This is a genomic window from Dyadobacter sp. NIV53 (genome assembly GCF_019711195.1).
GTDB lineage: Bacteria > Bacteroidota > Bacteroidia > Cytophagales > Spirosomataceae > Dyadobacter.
In genome coordinates this window covers 4,823,761-4,841,255 of record NZ_CP081299.1, presented here as the reverse complement: position 1 = coordinate 4,841,255, position 17,495 = coordinate 4,823,761, and the positions used below count along the sequence as shown (strand labels likewise).

General features: G+C 40.4%; 14 protein-coding genes and 1 pseudogene. 8 read left to right on the top strand and 7 right to left on the bottom strand.

Going from position 1 to position 17,495, the window contains the following annotated elements; genetic code table 11:
• Window positions 1–108: 108 nt before the first annotated feature.
• Entirely contained in the window at window positions 109–1,266 is a 1,158-nt protein-coding gene (locus KZC02_RS19900) for a pyridoxal phosphate-dependent aminotransferase (protein WP_221390298.1), read from the bottom strand.
• Between the two features lie 214 nt (window positions 1,267–1,480).
• Between KZC02_RS19900 and modA the strand changes: the two genes are divergently transcribed.
• The 3 genes from modA (at window position 1,481) to KZC02_RS19885 (ending at window position 3,868) form a co-directional block, all read left to right on the top strand.
• On the top strand, window positions 1,481–2,233 hold the full coding sequence (modA, locus tag KZC02_RS19895; RefSeq protein WP_221390297.1) for a molybdate ABC transporter substrate-binding protein: 753 nt from the start codon (window positions 1,481–1,483) through the stop codon (window positions 2,231–2,233).
• 86 nt (window positions 2,234–2,319) lie between these two features.
• Window positions 2,320–2,994 (top strand): molybdate ABC transporter permease subunit, encoded by a 675-nt coding sequence (modB, locus tag KZC02_RS19890; RefSeq protein ID WP_221390296.1) that lies wholly within the window; start codon window positions 2,320–2,322, stop codon window positions 2,992–2,994.
• On the top strand, window positions 2,975–3,868 hold the full coding sequence (locus KZC02_RS19885; RefSeq protein ID WP_221390295.1) for a sulfate/molybdate ABC transporter ATP-binding protein: 894 nt from the start codon (window positions 2,975–2,977) through the stop codon (window positions 3,866–3,868). The genes modB and KZC02_RS19885 overlap by 20 nt, the downstream gene beginning before the upstream one ends.
• An 8-nt stretch (window positions 3,869–3,876) precedes the next feature.
• Here the strand turns inward: KZC02_RS19885 and KZC02_RS19880 are convergent, their stop codons facing one another.
• The gene (locus tag KZC02_RS19880; RefSeq protein ID WP_221390294.1) at window positions 3,877–4,251 is read right to left on the bottom strand and encodes a DoxX family protein; all 375 of its coding nucleotides are present in this window, start codon (window positions 4,249–4,251) and stop codon (window positions 3,877–3,879) included.
• A 109-nt stretch (window positions 4,252–4,360) separates the two neighbouring features.
• Between KZC02_RS19880 and KZC02_RS19875 the strand changes: the two genes are divergently transcribed.
• Both KZC02_RS19875 and KZC02_RS19870 read left to right on the top strand, forming a co-directional pair.
• The gene (locus KZC02_RS19875; RefSeq protein WP_221390293.1) at window positions 4,361–4,705 is read left to right on the top strand and encodes a helix-turn-helix domain-containing protein; all 345 of its coding nucleotides are present in this window, start codon (window positions 4,361–4,363) and stop codon (window positions 4,703–4,705) included.
• A 112-nt stretch (window positions 4,706–4,817) separates the two neighbouring features.
• Entirely contained in the window at window positions 4,818–5,498 is a 681-nt protein-coding gene (locus tag KZC02_RS19870; protein ID WP_221390292.1) for an SGNH/GDSL hydrolase family protein, read from the top strand.
• A 157-nt stretch (window positions 5,499–5,655) separates the two neighbouring features.
• Here KZC02_RS19870 and KZC02_RS19865 read toward each other — a convergent pair whose 3' ends face one another.
• The 4 genes and pseudogenes from KZC02_RS19865 to thrA form a co-directional block, all read right to left on the bottom strand.
• Window positions 5,656–6,555 (bottom strand): sugar phosphate nucleotidyltransferase, encoded by a 900-nt coding sequence (locus KZC02_RS19865; protein ID WP_221390291.1) that lies wholly within the window; start codon window positions 6,553–6,555, stop codon window positions 5,656–5,658.
• A gap of 281 nt (window positions 6,556–6,836) precedes the next feature.
• Window positions 6,837–7,163 carry an iron-sulfur cluster assembly accessory protein gene (locus KZC02_RS19860; protein ID WP_221390290.1) on the bottom strand — a complete coding sequence of 109 codons (327 nt, stop codon included), beginning with the start codon at window positions 7,161–7,163 and terminating at the stop codon, window positions 6,837–6,839.
• A 180-nt stretch (window positions 7,164–7,343) separates the two neighbouring features.
• On the bottom strand, window positions 7,344–8,282 hold the full coding sequence (locus KZC02_RS19855; protein WP_221390289.1) for a homoserine kinase: 939 nt from the start codon (window positions 8,280–8,282) through the stop codon (window positions 7,344–7,346).
• A 153-nt stretch (window positions 8,283–8,435) separates the two neighbouring features.
• A pseudogene (thrA, locus tag KZC02_RS19850) lies at window positions 8,436–10,894 on the bottom strand (bifunctional aspartate kinase/homoserine dehydrogenase I).
• Between the two features lie 574 nt (window positions 10,895–11,468).
• Between thrA and KZC02_RS19845 the strand changes: the two are divergent.
• Together KZC02_RS19845 and KZC02_RS19840 are read left to right on the top strand one after the other, a co-directional pair.
• Window positions 11,469–14,609, top strand: coding sequence for a SusC/RagA family TonB-linked outer membrane protein (locus tag KZC02_RS19845; protein ID WP_221390288.1), 3,141 nt, complete (start codon window positions 11,469–11,471; stop codon window positions 14,607–14,609).
• A 27-nt stretch (window positions 14,610–14,636) separates the two neighbouring features.
• Window positions 14,637–16,097: a SusD/RagB family nutrient-binding outer membrane lipoprotein gene (locus KZC02_RS19840; RefSeq protein WP_221390287.1), complete on the top strand. Its 1,461-nt coding sequence runs from the start codon at window positions 14,637–14,639 to the stop codon at window positions 16,095–16,097.
• 122 nt (window positions 16,098–16,219) lie between these two features.
• On the opposite strand, the gene KZC02_RS19835 is transcribed toward KZC02_RS19840, so the two are convergent.
• On the bottom strand, window positions 16,220–16,978 hold the full coding sequence (locus KZC02_RS19835; RefSeq protein WP_221390286.1) for a hypothetical protein: 759 nt from the start codon (window positions 16,976–16,978) through the stop codon (window positions 16,220–16,222).
• 225 nt (window positions 16,979–17,203) lie between these two features.
• On the opposite strand from KZC02_RS19835, the gene KZC02_RS19830 reads away from it, so the two are divergent.
• On the top strand, window positions 17,204–17,461 hold the full coding sequence (locus KZC02_RS19830) for a hypothetical protein (protein ID WP_221390285.1): 258 nt from the start codon (window positions 17,204–17,206) through the stop codon (window positions 17,459–17,461).
• Window positions 17,462–17,495: the final 34 nt, after the last annotated feature.

Below are 17,495 nucleotides of genomic sequence, written 5' to 3'. Positions count from 1 at the left end.
TTGTATATTGTCAAGAAATTTTCTTGTCACCAGCCAAGCAGATTGTTAAAAAGTACAAAGGCGATTTCTTCCCATCATCCCTCCTGTTTTCCTTTTCACCCTTAACCTTTAACCTAAAATTCTCCCCACCGCTTCCCAGATCCTTTCTTTTGGCAGGCAAAGTGATAACCGGATATATCGTTGTCCTTTTGGCCCGAAAATAAAACCAGGAGCAATGAACACGTGTTTTTCCAAAATTAAAGTATTTACAAGCTCCTCAGCAGACTCAACATGCTCAGGTAACTTTCCCCATAAAAACAAACCTTCCTGTTTAGGGTCCCATGTACAACCCAATGCATCTAATAATGCCTCAGAAGCTTCCAGGCGGCCCTGATAAACACCATTTCTTTCGCGATGCCATTCATCTGTATTCTGCAATGCTGCTGATGCTGCTTCCTGTAGCGCCCAGAACATACCCGAATCCACATTACTTTTAATCGTCAGTACTGCATCAATATAAGGTTTTGCACCAGCCAGCCAACCCAATCGCCAACCTGCCATATTATGCGATTTACTCATGGAATTCAATTCAATTGCAACCTCTCCGGCTCCATCTACTGACAACAAACTGATCGGCTCCTTTTTGTTCAAAACCAGGCTGTATGGATTATCATGGCAAAGCAATATCTGATGTTTTTTAGCAAAAGCTACGGCCTCTTCAAATAATTCAATAGTTGCCGGAGCTCCTGTTGGCATGTGCGGATAATTAAGCCAGATAATTTTGGTACGTGATGTAACCAGGCTTTCCATAACTTCCCAATCAGGCTGCCAGCCAAAATCTTCCCGAAGCGGATATTCCTTCACCACCGCACCAACCATTTTACTTACTGCACGATAAGCAGGATAGCCAAGTTCGGGCACCAAAACCTCATCTCCCGGATCAAGAAATGTGAGCGAAATATGGGTTATTCCTTCCTTTGAGCCAATAAGCGGTAAAATTTCAGAAGCCGGATTTAAAGTAACACCGTATGTTCTCTGATAAAAACCTGCAATTGCATTACGGAAAGTGATAGTTCCGTTGTAAGCCTGATAACCATGCGCCTGGGGCTTATGCGCCGCATCCGACAAAGCCTGAATGGTTTGTTCAGAAGGCATCATATCCGGATTTCCTATTCCCAGATTAATGACATCATGTCCTTCGGCAATCAATTTACGTACTTCGGCAAGTTTAACTGAAAAGTAATATTCAGAGGTTTGCCGGGTACGCTGTGCAGTTTCTATTATCATTTTTATCAGATCTGTTAAAGCAATCAGCTTATGAACATCGGTTTATTTTAATACGATCAGGCTGAAACGGCGCGCAATTTACGACTTTTACCATAATGGACATAAGGCTTGAAAGATTGTAATAACGCACAGATTCAGATTCATTGCAAAAAAGCCTGACCGCATCTGTTTTTGAACTTTGTTACTATTGCAGTTATTCCATTAAATTAGCAGAATGAACTTCAAATATATCATTCTGCTGTTTTCTGTTTTTGCAGCCGGCTGCTCCAAACCATCCGATAAGATCATTATTGCTACCGCTGCCAATGTCCAGTATGTCATGCAGGATATTAAAAAAGAATTTGAAAAAGAGTCCGGTAAAAAAATTGAAATAGTGGTCAGTTCCTCCGGAAAACTAACTACCCAAATCCGGGAAGGAGCACCATTTGATGTGTTCGTATCGGCAGATACCAAGTATCCACAGGAAATATATGAAAGAGGTGGTTCTGATGAAAAGCCAAAAGTATATGCACTGGGAACGCTCGTAATTTGGTCGAAGGATATTCCTTCATCTGAATTAAAAATTGAAGAATTGACCGGAGAAAAAATAAAGAAAATTGCTATTCCAAATCCCCGCACCGCACCGTATGGTGAGGCAGCAATACAGGTTTTAGAAAAACAAAAATCGTTTGCAGATATAAAAAAGAAACTCGTTTATGGCGAAAGTATAGCTCAGACGGCTCAGTACATCACATCAGGGTCTGTTGAAGCCGGATTCAACGCTTTATCAATCGTACTTTCTCCTGAAATGAAGGGAAAAGGTCAGTGGATCGTGGTTGATTCTACCTTATACAAACCCATAGAACAGGCCGCCATATTACTGAAACACAGTGAAGATTCACCTAAAAAAGAAACCAGCCGTCAGTTTTATGATTTTTTGTATTCTAAAAAAGGAAAAGAAATTTTTAAAAAATATGGATATAAATGAGTCGGGAATAAAGAGTTATAAATTAAGAATATTCATAATTCTCAACTCCAATTCTTACTTTTCAACACATAATACCTGATTCCCTAATGGATTGGCAACCTCTTTCGCTTACTTTCAAACTCGCCTCCATCACTTCCGTTATTCTGTTGGTAATTTCCTTACCATTGGCATATTGGCTTGCTTTCGGAAAATTTAAAGCAAGAGGAATAGTTGAAGCGATAATTGGTATGCCCTTGGTTTTGCCACCTTCAGTTATTGGTTTTTATTTGTTACTGGCATTTAGCCCATCGTATTGGTTTGGTGCCTGGATCGAAAAAACTATTGGATTAAGGCTGGTATTTTCTTTTCCAGGATTGGTTATTGCATCTGTCATCTATAGTTTGCCATTTATGGTTTATCCGTTACGAGCAGGATTACAATCTTTACCGGGATCTTTGCAGGAAGCCTCATTTACATTAGGAAAAGGACGATTTGAGACATTTTATAAAATACTTTTACCGAACTGCAAACCAGCCGTATTAACCGCATTTGTACTCACTTTCGCACATACCGTTGGAGAATTTGGTGTAGTTTTGATGATCGGAGGGAATATTCCCGGTGTCACCAAAGTAGCTTCCGTAGCGATTTACAACGAAGTAGAAGCACTTAATTATACCGTTGCAAATCAATATGCCTTGGTACTTTTTGCAATTACATTTATCATTTTGCTCCTGGTATATTCCATTAACAACCGCCTGCTTCGTGTCCGACAATCTGCTTGAAATAAATATCCGTCATTCACTGCAAACTTCAAACGGGATATTGCCCATGGAAATTTCCATGTCGGTAAAGCTGGGAAATATCGTGGCTGTTACCGGTCCGTCGGGTGCAGGAAAAACTACTTTATTAAGACAAATTGCAGGATTAGTACATCCACAAACCGGTCACATTCAATTTAATAATAGTATCTGGCTGGATACAAATTCAAAAACGAGTATCCCAACCCAAAAAAGAAATATTGGTTTTGTTTTCCAGGATTACGCCTTATTTCCTCATCTGACGGTACAAGAAAATTTAAGTTTTGGTTTGGAAAAAGGTAGTAATACTGCCATTATCAACGAACTGCTCCATGCGGTTGACCTTCATCAGCTGGCAGACCGCAAACCATACCAGCTTTCAGGAGGGCAGCAGCAACGGGTTGCATTGGCAAGAGCACTTGTTCGTAAGCCGGATCTCTTACTTCTGGATGAACCGCTGTCAGCACTTGATCATTCTATGCGAATAAATTTACAGGAACTAATCCTTAAATTTCACCGGCAATATGGCTTCACGATGATCATTGTAACCCACGATCTGAGTGAAATATTCCGTTTGTCCAATGATGTAATTGTATTGGAAAACGGAAAGATCAGCAAACAGGGAACACCGTCCGAAATTTATCTCCCCAATGAAAATACAGGAAAAGACCTTGTATTGTACGGCGAAGTAATAACCAGTGTTGTGAATCAGGATCACCTGCTTGTCCGCGCATTGATACAGCAAAATATCCAGGAATTGAAATTGCCCCTTCACATGGAACCTGATTTTCATCCGGGCCGTTCGTTCGCGCTTCGGTACGCGCTCAATATGGCAGATATAACCTTGATTGACAAATAGTTAAATACTTAACTCAAAACGCTTTCATTCTGTTTATGAAAGTATATATTTGAAACAATTAATATAATCAGCACAACAATTGGTGTTATAATCATTGGCGTGGCATCATTACTATTGATATGTGCAATGGCTGCCGAAATAAATGTGATCCCAAAACCCGCATAAGCCCATTCTTTGATCCTTGCCGGCACGAATGGAATCAATAAAACCAAAGCTCCTAAAATTTTGGCCAAAGCCAGTTCAATCCTGAAATAGTCAGGAAATCCCAGGTGATGGAATCCTGCTCCGACTTCCGGATTAGTAAAATAACTGTATGCACTAAAAAGCATCATTGCACCTACAATCCCTGTCGTGACCCAATAAATTATCCTATTCTTTTTCATTTTATATTTTGTTTGAGAAGCACAAACTTAATTATATTTGCTTACCTATTGTAACCAGTTACCCCGAGGTAAGCACTATCCTCTAAGTAAGCAGCCTGTTCAAAGTCTTATGGAAAAATTAAATCACAAGGAATGTACATCTCAATTATTGCCGATCAGAGATGCCATCGATGTAATCAGTGGTAAATGGAAATTGCAGATAATTGTTTCCATTTCTACAGGCAACAATCATTTTCGTGAAATAGAAAGGAGCATCCCCAAACTGTCTTCCAAAGTTTTAGCGAAGGAACTGAAAGACCTGGAAGCGAACCGATTAATAAAAAGGACAGTTTTTGAAAGTTCGCCTGTGTCGGTAGAATATACTTTACTGCCTCACGCGGATTCTTTACAACCTGTAATTGAATCTCTCCGGCACTGGGGCACAATACACAGAAATGAAATAATGAGAGACTAAAAGACAAGTATTCTGTTCTGGTTGAAAAGAATCTTGCTTTGTAAAACACTATCCCGGGGGTAGCTTTATTCAATATCTGTCTTTTCTAAAAAAACTTATTTCCACAAATTTTATGCGCAGGTTTTATCAATTACTTCAAATTGCTCTGATTGCAATTCCACTACTCGCTATGCGTCAGGACAAACCTCTACGTGTTATCTTTTTCGGTGATTCTATTACACAAGCTGGTGTAAGCCCAACAGGATATATTACAAAAATGACAGAAATGCTGAAAGCTGCGGGTCAGGATAGTCAATTTGAACTTGCCGGCGCCGGTATTGGGGGTAACAAAGTGTATGATCTTTATTTAAGACTGGAAGATGATGTACTTTCCAAGAAACCGGATGTGGTATTTATTTATGTGGGGATTAATGATGTATGGCACAAAACCTCATCAGGAACAGGAACAGATCCTGACAAATATGTCAAATTTTACGAGGCGCTGATCAAAAAAATGAAGGCGCAGAATATCAGGATTATTGTTTGTACGCCAACAGTAATAGGTGAGAAAAATGACAATTCGAATGCCCAGGATGGGGATTTGAACGAATATTCCAAGCTGATCAGGGATATTGCAAAACGTAACAATCTGGAATTATGTGACCTCAGAAAATATTTTGGTGATTATCTGGTAAAAAATAATCCTGAAAATAAAGACAAAGGAATTCTGACTTCTGACAGGGTTCATTTGACTGACGAAGGGAATAAATTTCTGGCTGAAAGAATGATGGAAGCTTTGGTGAAAGTGAAGTAAATATTGGGCAATGCGACCCGGTCAAAATAACAAATCCGGGCTGGACGGCTCCTTCACGTTCAACCCGGATTTATTGTAAAAAGCATTATTTCCATTCACGCCGGCGTTGCCGTTCAGCCCGGCTTCGCCGTCCAGACCGGGTCTCAAAGACCGGACTCTACTCCCACAGCTTTTCAGGATATTCACCATTTTCGTGCAAAGGCGTCAGGGAAGCTTGTACGGCTGGTTTATCTTCGGGATATGTAACGCCAAACCAGTCAGAAGAACTGCGAAAAACACGGCAATCTCCCAATCCGCTTTTAATGATGTGCGTCATGACTGTCGGAATATAAAACTCAGCCTTTGGTGTATGCAGATTTTCTCTGGCGTACGTTTCAAATAAATCCTTTATGATTGGAAACACAGAAGGCTTAAATCCCCAGAAATTCATGGATACCGGCGTTTCAGGTTCAAGTTCTGTAAGCACTTCATTTTCTTCAAAATAGATATTCCCATCTTTTTCAAATATTTTAGTGCGTTCTACAACGGATTCAAGATTATGGTCTGCCCGTTCTATGCAGATCCCCCGCGAAACAGTCCCGTTTTCAGATAATGTCCGTTTCAGTTCATAACCAATCATAGCATGCTGCTTTTCATTGGTATCATTCTGAAGAAAAGCCGACATTGTTGCAAAAGCTTCGCGGCCATAAAAATCGTCCGCATTGATTACAGCAAAAGGTGTATCAGTTTGCTCCCATGCACAAAGCGTGGCATGCCCGGTTCCCCAGGGTTTTACGCGTTCTACTTTTCCTAAGTCTTCCGGAACATATGACTGAACTCCCTGAATAGCAAAATCATAATCAATTTTCCCTTTTAATTTCGGAGCAAATAAAGCTTCCGCACTTTCTCTGATTTCTTCACGTACGATGAAGACAACTTTGCCAAAACCGCTGCGAACGGCATCATACAAAGAATAATCTATAATGGTCTCTCCGTTTGGCCCAAACTGATCAAGTTGTTTGATCCCCCCATAACGGCTACCAATTCCCGCAGCCAAAATCAAAAGTGTAGGTTTCATTAAAAGTTGTTTGTATAAATAAAAAGAATGTATAGCTAGATATCCGAGCAACAAAAACGGATCAAATTCCATCTGGCTCCCGCATTGTTAGTCTTTCATGCTTGGAGACACAAAAAAACAATAAAATAATGAAAATATACTATCCCGGCTTTATATCTGTTAGGATAAAGATTTGGTAACTTTTATGAGCACACGCCTGGTGTTGGCAAATTTAACAGATGGGCACAAAAAAGCGTGATGAAAACTCACCACGCTGCTTCAATACGTAATAGGATATTTTTTTAAACGGCAAAACTTTCACCGCAGCCGCAGGTTCTTGTAGCATTAGGATTTACAAACTGGAATCCCTTGCCATTAAGGCCATCAGAAAAATCAAGAATGGTACCTGCGAGATATAATATACTTTTTTTATCAACAATGATTTTGACACCCTTATCTTCAAAAATCATGTCAGTAGGTTTGGTATCAGAATTAAATTCAAGATTATAAGTAAGACCTGAACATCCGCCACCTAAAACACCCACCCGGATTTGATAATCATCCTGATGACCATCTGCCTGACGTAATTCTACAATTTTATTTTTGGCTGTTTCGCTTACCGTTACCATAATCGTTTTATTTTTTATACTTGCAAGTTGTAAACGTCTTAAACATTTAAGAAAGTTCATCAAAAGGCAAAAAAGGATCACTCGTTACAAGAGGTTTTTTCCTGTCAACAATAATCCCTTTAAGCTTTCCTCCTTTAACCCTTCCCCCTTTTTACCAATACCCCTTTTTCCATTCCTCCCTTAACCTCTTTCCAAAACCACTGCCCCACCCTGGTTAATTACTGATAAATGTGTACTTGAATCAATTCCTACGCCTGCAAATGTTTGCTTCATGGCTTCGCCCACCTTCTGCGCATTTTCCATTCCCCTGCTCAAAGCAAACATAGATGGCCCTGAACCTGAGATGCTACAGCCCAAAGCGCCGTTACTAATAGCGGCATTTTTCACTTCACTAAATGCTGGTATCAATATAGATCTTACAGGTTCAATAATGACATCAACCATAGAACGGCCGATCAGGTCATAATCAGATTTCATTAATCCTGCTACCAGACCTGCAACATTTCCCATCTGGGCAATCGTATTTTTGAGGGACACTTCGTTACGCAAAATATATCTTGCATCCTTGGTATTAATCTCAATATCAGGATGAACCAGCGTACAACAAAGATCAGACGGTACAGGAATAGAAAATATATCCAATGGATCATAACTTCTGATGACGACGAAACCGCCCAAAAGCGATGGGCCAACATTATCAGCATGCGCCGATCCGGAAGCCATCCGTTCACCTTCCATAGCAAAGCGAAGAAGTTCTCCTCTGCTCAGCGGATTGCCTAACAGCTCGTTCATAGCTACAACGCCTGCCACCGCACTGGCCGCACTGGACCCCATCCCGCTTCCCAGTGGCATATTCTTATGTAAAGTCACCTCACACCCAAGGTCTGTAATACCCAGATGTTTCAGCAAATGAAGCATGACCACCGTCACTGCATTTTTCTCGGCGGTTCGGGGTAATCTTCCTTCATCGCCAGTAATATCTTTGATTACAATTCCTGGCTTATCAATGCGGTGTATTTCTACCACATCTCCTGGTTCTTCTATTGCAAAACCAAAAATATCGAACCCGCAGGACACATTGGCTACTGTTGCAGGCGCAAAAGCTTTTATATAATTCACTGTAAAAAAAATTATTATTTCTTTAAAAGTATATGCAGAGTAACAAGAGATTTTCGCAGAGAACGCAGAGAGAGAAGATCAATAACTTAGTGCTTTCTGCGTCTTAAATCACGCGGCGTGCGCTTATTTTACTCATCGTGAACCTTCTGCCTTCTACCCCAAATAACTACTTATACTCATAATATCCGCAAATACGCCTGACGCTGTAACTTCTGCACCGGCTCCCGGGCCTTTGATTACCAACGGCCGGTCTTTATATCTTTCTGTTGTAAATGAAACAATATTATCGCTTCCTGAAAGTGTATAAAAAGGATGCTGGGCATCCACTGTCCTGAGTTGAACTACTGCTTTTCCGTCTTCCAATGTAGCTATGAAACGTAGCTTTTCGCCTTTTGCCTCTGCATCAGACTGCATTGTGGCAAAATACTGATCTGAAATGACCAGTTCATCAAAAAAATCATCGACTGTGGACGCGGACAAACAATTTGCAGGTAACAATTGGGTAACCTGTACTTCTTCTGATTCAAGCGGAATACCTACTTCCCTGGCAAGAATTAATATTTTACGCGCAACATCGGCTCCGCTCAGGTCTTCTCTTGGATCAGGTTCTGTAAAACCTTTTAGTTTGGCTTCTTTTACAACGTCTGCAAAACGAACCCCAGGACCGAATGAATTAAATATAAATGAAAGTGTACCAGACAGAATAGCCTCAATTTTCAAAAATTTATCTCCGCTTGCCATTAATCCCTGAATGGTATTGATAATAGGAAGCCCGGCACCTACATTGGTTTCGTACAAGAACTTTACACCTCTCTTTAATGCCGTGCGCTGTAAAGAAATATATTCAGCATAAGAACCTGAATTGGCTACCTTATTAGGCGTTACGACCGATATGCTGGCATCAAGCAACATATTATAATACTGCACAATGTCCTTATCAGAAGTACAGTCTACAAAAACACTATTGGGAAGGTTCAGCTCAATCATGCGCTGTACGAAAGCTGGCAAGCTGGTTTTTACACCTTCATCCATCACGCGGTCACGCCAGTTTTCAGGAGAAATTCCACCGGAATCCAGAAGCATTTTTTTCGTATTTGAAAGACCGGCAATGTTTAGGTTCAGCAGTTTTTCTTCCTGCAGATATTTAGTCTGATTTCTTATTTGTCCCAGTAATGTACCGCCAATCAACCCTACACCAACAATAAACAAGTTGAGTGAACGCGTTTCTGACTGAAAGAAAACGCCATGAATGGCATTCAAAGCTTTGGATAAATCACTTTTGGCAATGACAACGGATATATTCAACTCGGAAGATCCCTTGCGCTGTAGCCACTACATTGATACCGTTTTTACCCAGAACAGAAAAAAGCTTACCGGAAACACCCGTACTTTTTTTCATTCCTTCACCAACAATGGCAATGATGGACAAATTCTTTTCAATAGAAATGCTGTCAATATATCCGTGTGTGATTTCGCTGGCAAATTCCTTTTCCAGGACTTCACTGGCTCGCTGTGCATTTTTAGGATCAATAGAAAAACAAATTGAATGCTCGGACGAGGCCTGGGAAATTAAAATGACACTGATTGCATTGTTGGACAACGCAGTAAAAAGACGCCCTGAAATCCCTGCAACGCCAATCATTCCACTTCCCTGAATATTGACCAGCGCAATTTCATCAATAGAAGAAATACCGGTGATGGCATATTCCTTTTTGTCTGCCGACTTCTGGACATAGGTTCCAATAAAATCAACATTGAATGTATTGAGTACTTTTAAAGTAATGTTTTTTGCAAAAGCAGGCTGTAAACTTGGCGGATAAATCACCTTGGCACCAAAGTGCGAAAGCTCCATTGCCTCAGCATAGGATATGGAGGGAATGGTAAAAGCATTGGTAACTTTTCTTGGATCGGCCGTCATCATACCATCTACGTCCGTCCAGATTTCAATCACATCCGCATCCAGAGCCGCTGCAATAATAGATGCAGTATAATCAGAACCACCACGTCCCAAAGTAGTTGTTATGCCTTCTGGCGGTAGACGCAATGAAGCCTGTTACACATTGCAGGGCAGAAGTTTTGGCAAAATATTCCAGAATCTGATGATTCGTTATTTCAAAATCCACATCGCCCATTCCATACATAGCATCCGTATGAATGATGTTACGAGCATCGCAAAATTCTGCAGTTACACCTTTGCTTTTCAAAATTTCAGTAATAACCAGCGTAGAAAGCCTTTCACCAAAACTCATGATCAGGTCCAGCGTCCTTTCCGAAAGTTCTTTTATCCAGGAAACACCTTTTAAAATATCACCCAGTTCATTGAAAAGGCCTCTCACCGCAGCAAAAGTACTGCTCTGGTTTTTGACGTTGATCATTCCGCGCACAATTGCGAAGTGACGTTCTTCCACCACTTTCAGAAATTCAATATATTCTGCGTTTCCGGCTGCTGCCATCTTACCGATTTCTATCAACCGGTTGGTAACACCTCCCATGGCCGAGAAAACAACAGCAATCCGTTCGCCGTTTGCCAGGTTATTTTCAAGAATACTTATTACTGTTTTGATACTATCAACAGAACCGACAGACGTGCCGCCAAATTTGAGAACCTTCATTTAAAGCTATATTCGAATTACCGCAGTTACTAAATAAATGGCTCACAGCCACCTCTTTTAAATCAGGTGCAAATATAGCAATTCAAATGCTGCAAGCTTCATCCACTCAAGTAAAACCACGTGTTATACTGTTTGCTCTGCTTCAAAACCAGCATGCTCAACAGGAAATTAGAAAAATCTGCATCAATAAAAATCCTCATTATCAACACAAACAGCAATAAATCCTATTTATCGTTCTTATTGGTTTTATTCAAAATCAAATTCTTCAATATGAATAAATAGTTAAAAAATATTATATTTTGAATAAATGGCTATTTATGTAGATAATATTTTACAAAAACATAACTTTCTAAACTTTAATTATGTAATTTTTAATTATATTGAAATTTAATTTTGTTTTAATCGCAGACAAATATAATTTTATCGCTTCGTTGTATTCCTCTGACCATATATAATACCGAGACTACAATTCGCAGAATACAATTTGGAGATGTTCAGGGGTTTCGAAATACTACCTGGCAAATTCAGCAACCTTTAAATATTTATATATCTATCACTCCTTATTAACCCAATTATGAGAAAATTTTTTACGTTAGGTTATCTGTCGGTTTTATTGCTGCTCGCCGGAGTTAGCTACGGACAGGACCTCAACATTAAAGGGAAAGTGTTAGCCGGGAACAGCGCTTTGCCAGGAGCCAGCATTTTGCTGAAGGGAAGCAGCCGCGGAAGCACTACCGACGCCAACGGTGATTTTACACTGAATGCTCCCGCCAATTCTACTCTGGTTGTCTCGTTTATCGGCTACAAATCCACTGAAATTGCAGTAGGTTCTAAAACAGTATTTGAAATTGTACTGGAAGAAGATGCTACCCAGTTCAATGAAATTGTTGTAACTGCCCTGGGTATTGCCCGTGAGAAAAAAGCACTGGGTTATGCTGTACAGGAAGTAAGCGGAAAAGCGCTTACACAAGCTCGCGAAACCAACCTGGTTAACTCACTTTCGGGAAGACTGGCTGGTGTTCAGGTTACTAACTCGAACGGTGCGCCGGGATCTTCTTCGCGTATGATCATTCGCGGAGCAAGTTCTATCGGCAGCAATAACCAGCCATTGTTTGTAGTGGACGGTTTACCTATTGACAACAGTAACTACGGTTCCGGAACAGGTGTGGATTATGGTAATGCTGCCGGATCTATTAATCCGGACGATGTAGAATCCGTTAACGTATTGAGAGGGCCAAGTGCTGCTGCATTATATGGTTCACGTGGTGCAAATGGTGTTGTTTTGATCACGACCAAATCCGGAAAAGGATCAAAAGGAATTGGTGTTTCATTTAATACTAACACTTCTTTTGACAGCCCGTTCCGTCAGCCGGAATGGCAAAATGAATATGGCCAGGGTACAGGAGGAAAATTCTCTTATGTAGATGGTAAAGGAGGAGGCGTTGGCGACGGTGTGGATGAAAGCTGGGGACCTAAACTGGATGGTCAGTTAATTCCTCAATTTAATTCTCCAATTGCAGCAGACGGAACCCGGACACCAACTCCATGGATCGCAAATCCTGACAATGTAAACCAATTTTATCAAACCGGAAAAACATACACTAACAGTGTAGCCGTTACCGGTGGAAATGACAAAGGTGATTTCCGCTTGTCTTTTACTAATCTGGATCAGGCATCGGGTATTTTGCCTAATACCAATTACAAACGCCGTACTGTGTCTTTGAATGCAGGCTGGAACCTGACCAAAAAACTGAACATACGTGCAACTGGTAATTATGTAAAAGATGGCAGTGATAACCGTAATAACTTCGGTTTATACTTCATCTGGTTTGGCCGTCAGGTTGATATGAATTCATTGACTACCTACAAAAAACCAGGCAGCATTTACCAGAATAACTGGAACGACAACTACTGGACAAATCCATATTACCTGCTGAACGAAAGTACCAAAGCAAACGAACGTGACCGTTTATATGGAAACCTTGCTGCAACGTACAAATTTACTGACTGGCTTACTTTGACAGGAAGATCAGGAACTGACTTTTACACGGATCGCCGTCAATCAAAAACTGCTGCCCGCCAGGCAACAATCGGAACTACTACATTGTACGATGCATATAACGAAGAAGTAATATTTGTTCGGGAATCCAATTCTGACTTCTTGCTGAATGCAACAAAAAAATTCGGAGATTTTGATGTTACTGCCAACGTAGGAGGAAACCACAGAACTTATTTCGCTCAAAGAAATTACATGGGAGCTACTGAGCTTTCTATACCAAGAGTATTCAACCTTGGAAATTCGCGTCAGAGACCGGTTGTAGAAAACAGCTCAATTGAGAAAACAGTGAACAGCCTTTACGCTTCTGCAAACTTAGGTTTCAGAAACTACCTTTTTCTAGATCTTACAGCCAGAAATGACTGGTCGAGTACATTGCCATCAAACAACAGATCGTACTTCTACCCATCTGCTTCGGTAAGTGCGATCTTATCTGACATGTTCGACATTAAATCATCGGTACTATCATTTGCCAAAATACGTGCTGGTGTGGCACAGGTTGGTAATGATACAGATCCTTACATGTTGAAAAGCACATACAAATATGAAAATCCATGGGGAAGCACTCCTGCCCTGTCAGAAAGCAATGCTTTACTTAATGCCGAGTTAAAACCTGAAATTACTGCTTCATATGAAGTGGGTGCAGATGTAAGACTTTGGCAAAACAGAGTTGGAATTGACCTGACTTATTACAATAAGGTATCCTCAGATCAGATCCTTAACGTAAACGTTTCCAATGCAACAGGTTATCTATCCAAACTTCTGAATGCAGGAAAAATCAAGAACTCAGGTGTTGAACTTCAGCTTACTGCTACACCCGTTAAAACAACTTCTTTCCAATGGGATATTGCGGTGAACTGGGCAAAAAATAAAAACAAAGTTATTTCACTTAGTGAAGGCCTCACAACCTATCAGCTGAATACCAGCTACAATGCCTTAACTCAGGCAACTACTACCAGTGCTTTCCGTGGATTGTCTGTTGAAGCACGTGTAGGACAGCCTTATGGTACTTTCTTCGGAAAAGGATTTTTACGTGCCCCGGACGGACAGGTAGTTTATGATGCACAGGGTTATCCAATGATCGATCCTGTAAGCCGCGTACTAGGCAGTTTTACTCCAGACTGGATCGGTGGTATTTCAAATACTTTCAGATACAAAAACTTCTCTTTGGGTACTTTGATCGATATCAAACATGGCGGAGATATTTTCTCACAGTCTATCAATGTAGGACGTTACACAGGTGTATTAAAAGAAACCACTTTCGGTCGTGAAACTGGCGTTGTTGGAGAAGGTGTTGTAAACACCGGAACAACGGACAACCCGGTTTATGTGGCTAACACGAAAAATATTTCTTCAGAAGAATATCACCATAAGTATTACCTACTTACGAATAACGAAAACACGATTTTCGATGCGAGTTATGTAAAACTTCGCGAGGTAAAACTGACTTATATGCTTTCCGGTAAAGTATTTAACAAACTGCCATTCCGTGACATTGCGATCTCTGTTGTAGGTAGAAATCTTGCTCTTTTGCACAGCAACCTGCCACATATTGATCCTGAAACAAGCTATTACAATGATGGTAACTTACAAGGAATAGAAAACGGTCAGATCCCAACAACAAGATCAGTTGGTTTCAACATCAGTTTCAATTTATAAGCCATTTTTTCCTAACTGATTTTAAATATGAAAAATATCATTTATTCATTCCGTTCCAAAGCAATGCTGGCAGCTTCAATCTTATGCCTTTCAGCTTGCACAGGAGATTTTGACGAAATCAATACAAATAACAATTCTCCGTCTACCGGTACCGCCGATCTGTTTCTGCCACACGGTATTCAGAGTGCTGTAGACATTGTGTCAGGCGGCTCATTAGGCATGGACATAGGTGAAGGATTTTCACAACACTGGGCGCGTATCCAGTATACAGATATTGACCAGTACACTGTATCAAGCGATGTATATACGGCAGGATGGCAGGGATTTTATATAGAATCTCTTGCAGATTATCAGCGGGTCTATAAAATTGCAGAAGAATCCGGCAATACCAATTACAAAGCGGTTGCTGTAATTTTGCGCTCATACGTATTCTCTTTACTTACGGATATTTACGGAGATATTCCCTATACTGACGCCCTTCAGGGACTGGAAGGACAGTTACTGCCCACATACGATGCCCAAAAAGATGTTTACGCCGGATTAATAGCTGAACTGAAAACAGCCGGAGAATCTATTGACGTAACCAATACTACAATGCCTGTTGCCGGAGATATTCTTTTCGCCGGAAATATGACAAAGTGGAAAAAATTCGCCAATTCACTTAGTCTTAAATTATTAAGCCGGATGCTTAATAAAGCAGACGCACCTATTGATGTGAAAGCTGAAATAAACAGGATTTTGAGTGATCCGACAAAATATCCGGTTATGACTTCGGTTGCGGACAATATTCAGCTAAATTATACGGATGTAACCAACAACCAGAACCCGGTTAATGTAAACCGTAAAACACGTGATGATCACCGCATTAGTGCAACGATTGTTGACAAATTAGCGGCCATGAATGATGCAAGACTTGCCATTTATGCAAATTTACCGGCTGATGGCGGTACTTATAAAGGAGTACCTAATGGCTTGTCTTCTTCTGATGCAGCCGCATTGGGACTTACTAAAACATCAAAAGTAGGCAGTTATTTTGTAGCTTCTACCGCTCCGGGAGTAATCATGACTTATGCAGAATTATTATTCCTGAAAGCTGAATTTGCTTACAATGGCGTAGCATCAGCAGGAACTATAGCCGACAATTATGCAGCTGCAATCACTGCTTCATTTGCCCAATATAAATTGGATGCTCCAACGGCGTACATAACTGCCAATGCGTTGAAAAGTGGAGCAGATGGCTACACCCAGATCATGGAGCAAAAATGGATTGCACTTTACGGCCAAGGCCTGGAAGCATGGACTGAATTCCGCAGGACTGGTATTCCGGCTCTTTCACCTCCTGTACGTAACACCAACCAAAATGTAATTCCAACACGTTTGCCTTACCCTGGTTCAGAGGAATCACTAAACATTGCTAACTTCAAAGTAGCTTTAACAAACCAGGGTGGACAAAATGATATGAAAATGAAACTTTGGTTTGCTAAATAATAAAAGCGCTTCAAATAACTATTTCATTTTTGAATATCGTTAAAATCAAAAAGAGGATACCGGCCGATTGCCTGTATCCTCTTTTTTGCTAATTATTGTATCTTAAAAATTTCGTATCAATCTTAAAATGCGATTCCTAAACCTGCGCCGATATTAGCAACGCCCACAAATCTTTTTTCATTGATAGGAATAGCAGCCTCAGGATAACCACCTATTTTTACTTTTATTGCCACATCATTTAAAGTTGCCTCGGTCGCTATAAAATCTCCCGATAAGTGAAAATAAAGCTGGTTAACTATTGGAATACGAAGACTTGCTCCTGCACCCAAACCAAACCCTTTCGTGGATGCAGGCAATAAACTGACCTGAATTGCATGCTCACCAGATTCAAAAGTACCGGCCATATCAACCGTTGGGGAAGTAACCTGAACATATCCTCCCTGAACATGCGCCTCAATCTGCAGCCAATTGAAATTAAGGAACACCGCAGGCCCTGCCATTACTGCATTAAACTTCCATTTTGAAACGTTTGTTTGCCATGAGTAAGCGCTGGTCTCATTAATAAGCGGCCTTATTTCTTCCACTTTTTCATTTGCTCTTTCTATTATTGGCTGAGGCCTTGTTTTATTCAGGTTCATACTTCCTGATAGTTTAAACCCAAATCCTCTTGAAAGCCGGAAGTCATAATTTACCTGGCCAAAATGCCCGGAACCGGTTAACCCTGCAAAAGGGTCATTTAATTTTTGTCTTGCAAGTTCTCCGACCGGCAAACTATAACCACCTGTAACGGATAAAAAACTTCTCGTTTCCTGAGCCTGGCTCACTGAAAATGAACAAATCAGCAAAAAGAAAGGAAGAATATTGTAACGATGTAATTTCATGAATGTGTAATTATGATCTAGTTTAGACGAAGTGAATTTGTATGACAGAACAACAAATTTACAAAACCAAACTCCAAACCTATCCGTTTTATTATACACTTGGTTTAAATACTTGATTTAGGGAAATTTTATCAACACAATTTTATAAAAACAGCGTATATAAGTCAAAATTTGTAATGGTATAAAATTGGTACGATAAAAGCTACGAACTAAATTACAAACACCATGAACAGGCAAGAAACAGACAACGAAGCAAGAGCAACCAAAAACACAAAAAATGTTTGGAAGTGGATACTAGGAGTTGGAATCGCCCTGATGGCAATCGCCTTCTGGGGAGGTTTTTTTAATCATAACGAAAACTTTAAAGAATCTGAAACTCCGTCAGAATCGACACAGCCAGCCGTGTCGGATAGTGTTGCAACTGATACAGTAGGACAAGTTAGCGCCGACACAATTATGCGTAGTGTAAGAGGAACCGAATAGGTAATAACCGTCTGTCACGAGATTAATATGCCGA

Excerpts from the sequence above, each read along its gene's own strand:
- KZC02_RS19900 (WP_221390298.1), bottom strand. The coding sequence starts at position 1,266 with ATGATAATAGAAACTGCACAGCGTACCCGGCAAACCTCTGAATATTAC.
- modA (WP_221390297.1), top strand. The coding sequence starts at position 1,481 with ATGAACTTCAAATATATCATTCTGCTGTTTTCTGTTTTTGCAGCCGGC.
- modB (WP_221390296.1), top strand. The coding sequence starts at position 2,320 with ATGGATTGGCAACCTCTTTCGCTTACTTTCAAACTCGCCTCCATCACT.
- KZC02_RS19880 (WP_221390294.1), bottom strand. The coding sequence starts at position 4,251 with ATGAAAAAGAATAGGATAATTTATTGGGTCACGACAGGGATTGTAGGT.
- KZC02_RS19875 (WP_221390293.1), top strand. The coding sequence starts at position 4,361 with ATGGAAAAATTAAATCACAAGGAATGTACATCTCAATTATTGCCGATC.
- KZC02_RS19870 (WP_221390292.1), top strand. The coding sequence starts at position 4,818 with ATGCGCAGGTTTTATCAATTACTTCAAATTGCTCTGATTGCAATTCCA.
- KZC02_RS19865 (WP_221390291.1), bottom strand. The coding sequence starts at position 6,555 with ATGAAACCTACACTTTTGATTTTGGCTGCGGGAATTGGTAGCCGTTAT.
- KZC02_RS19860 (WP_221390290.1), bottom strand. The coding sequence starts at position 7,163 with ATGGTAACGGTAAGCGAAACAGCCAAAAATAAAATTGTAGAATTACGT.
- KZC02_RS19845 (WP_221390288.1), top strand. The coding sequence starts at position 11,469 with ATGAGAAAATTTTTTACGTTAGGTTATCTGTCGGTTTTATTGCTGCTC.
- KZC02_RS19840 (WP_221390287.1), top strand. The coding sequence starts at position 14,637 with ATGAAAAATATCATTTATTCATTCCGTTCCAAAGCAATGCTGGCAGCT.
- KZC02_RS19835 (WP_221390286.1), bottom strand. The coding sequence starts at position 16,978 with ATGAAATTACATCGTTACAATATTCTTCCTTTCTTTTTGCTGATTTGT.
- KZC02_RS19830 (WP_221390285.1), top strand. The coding sequence starts at position 17,204 with ATGAACAGGCAAGAAACAGACAACGAAGCAAGAGCAACCAAAAACACA.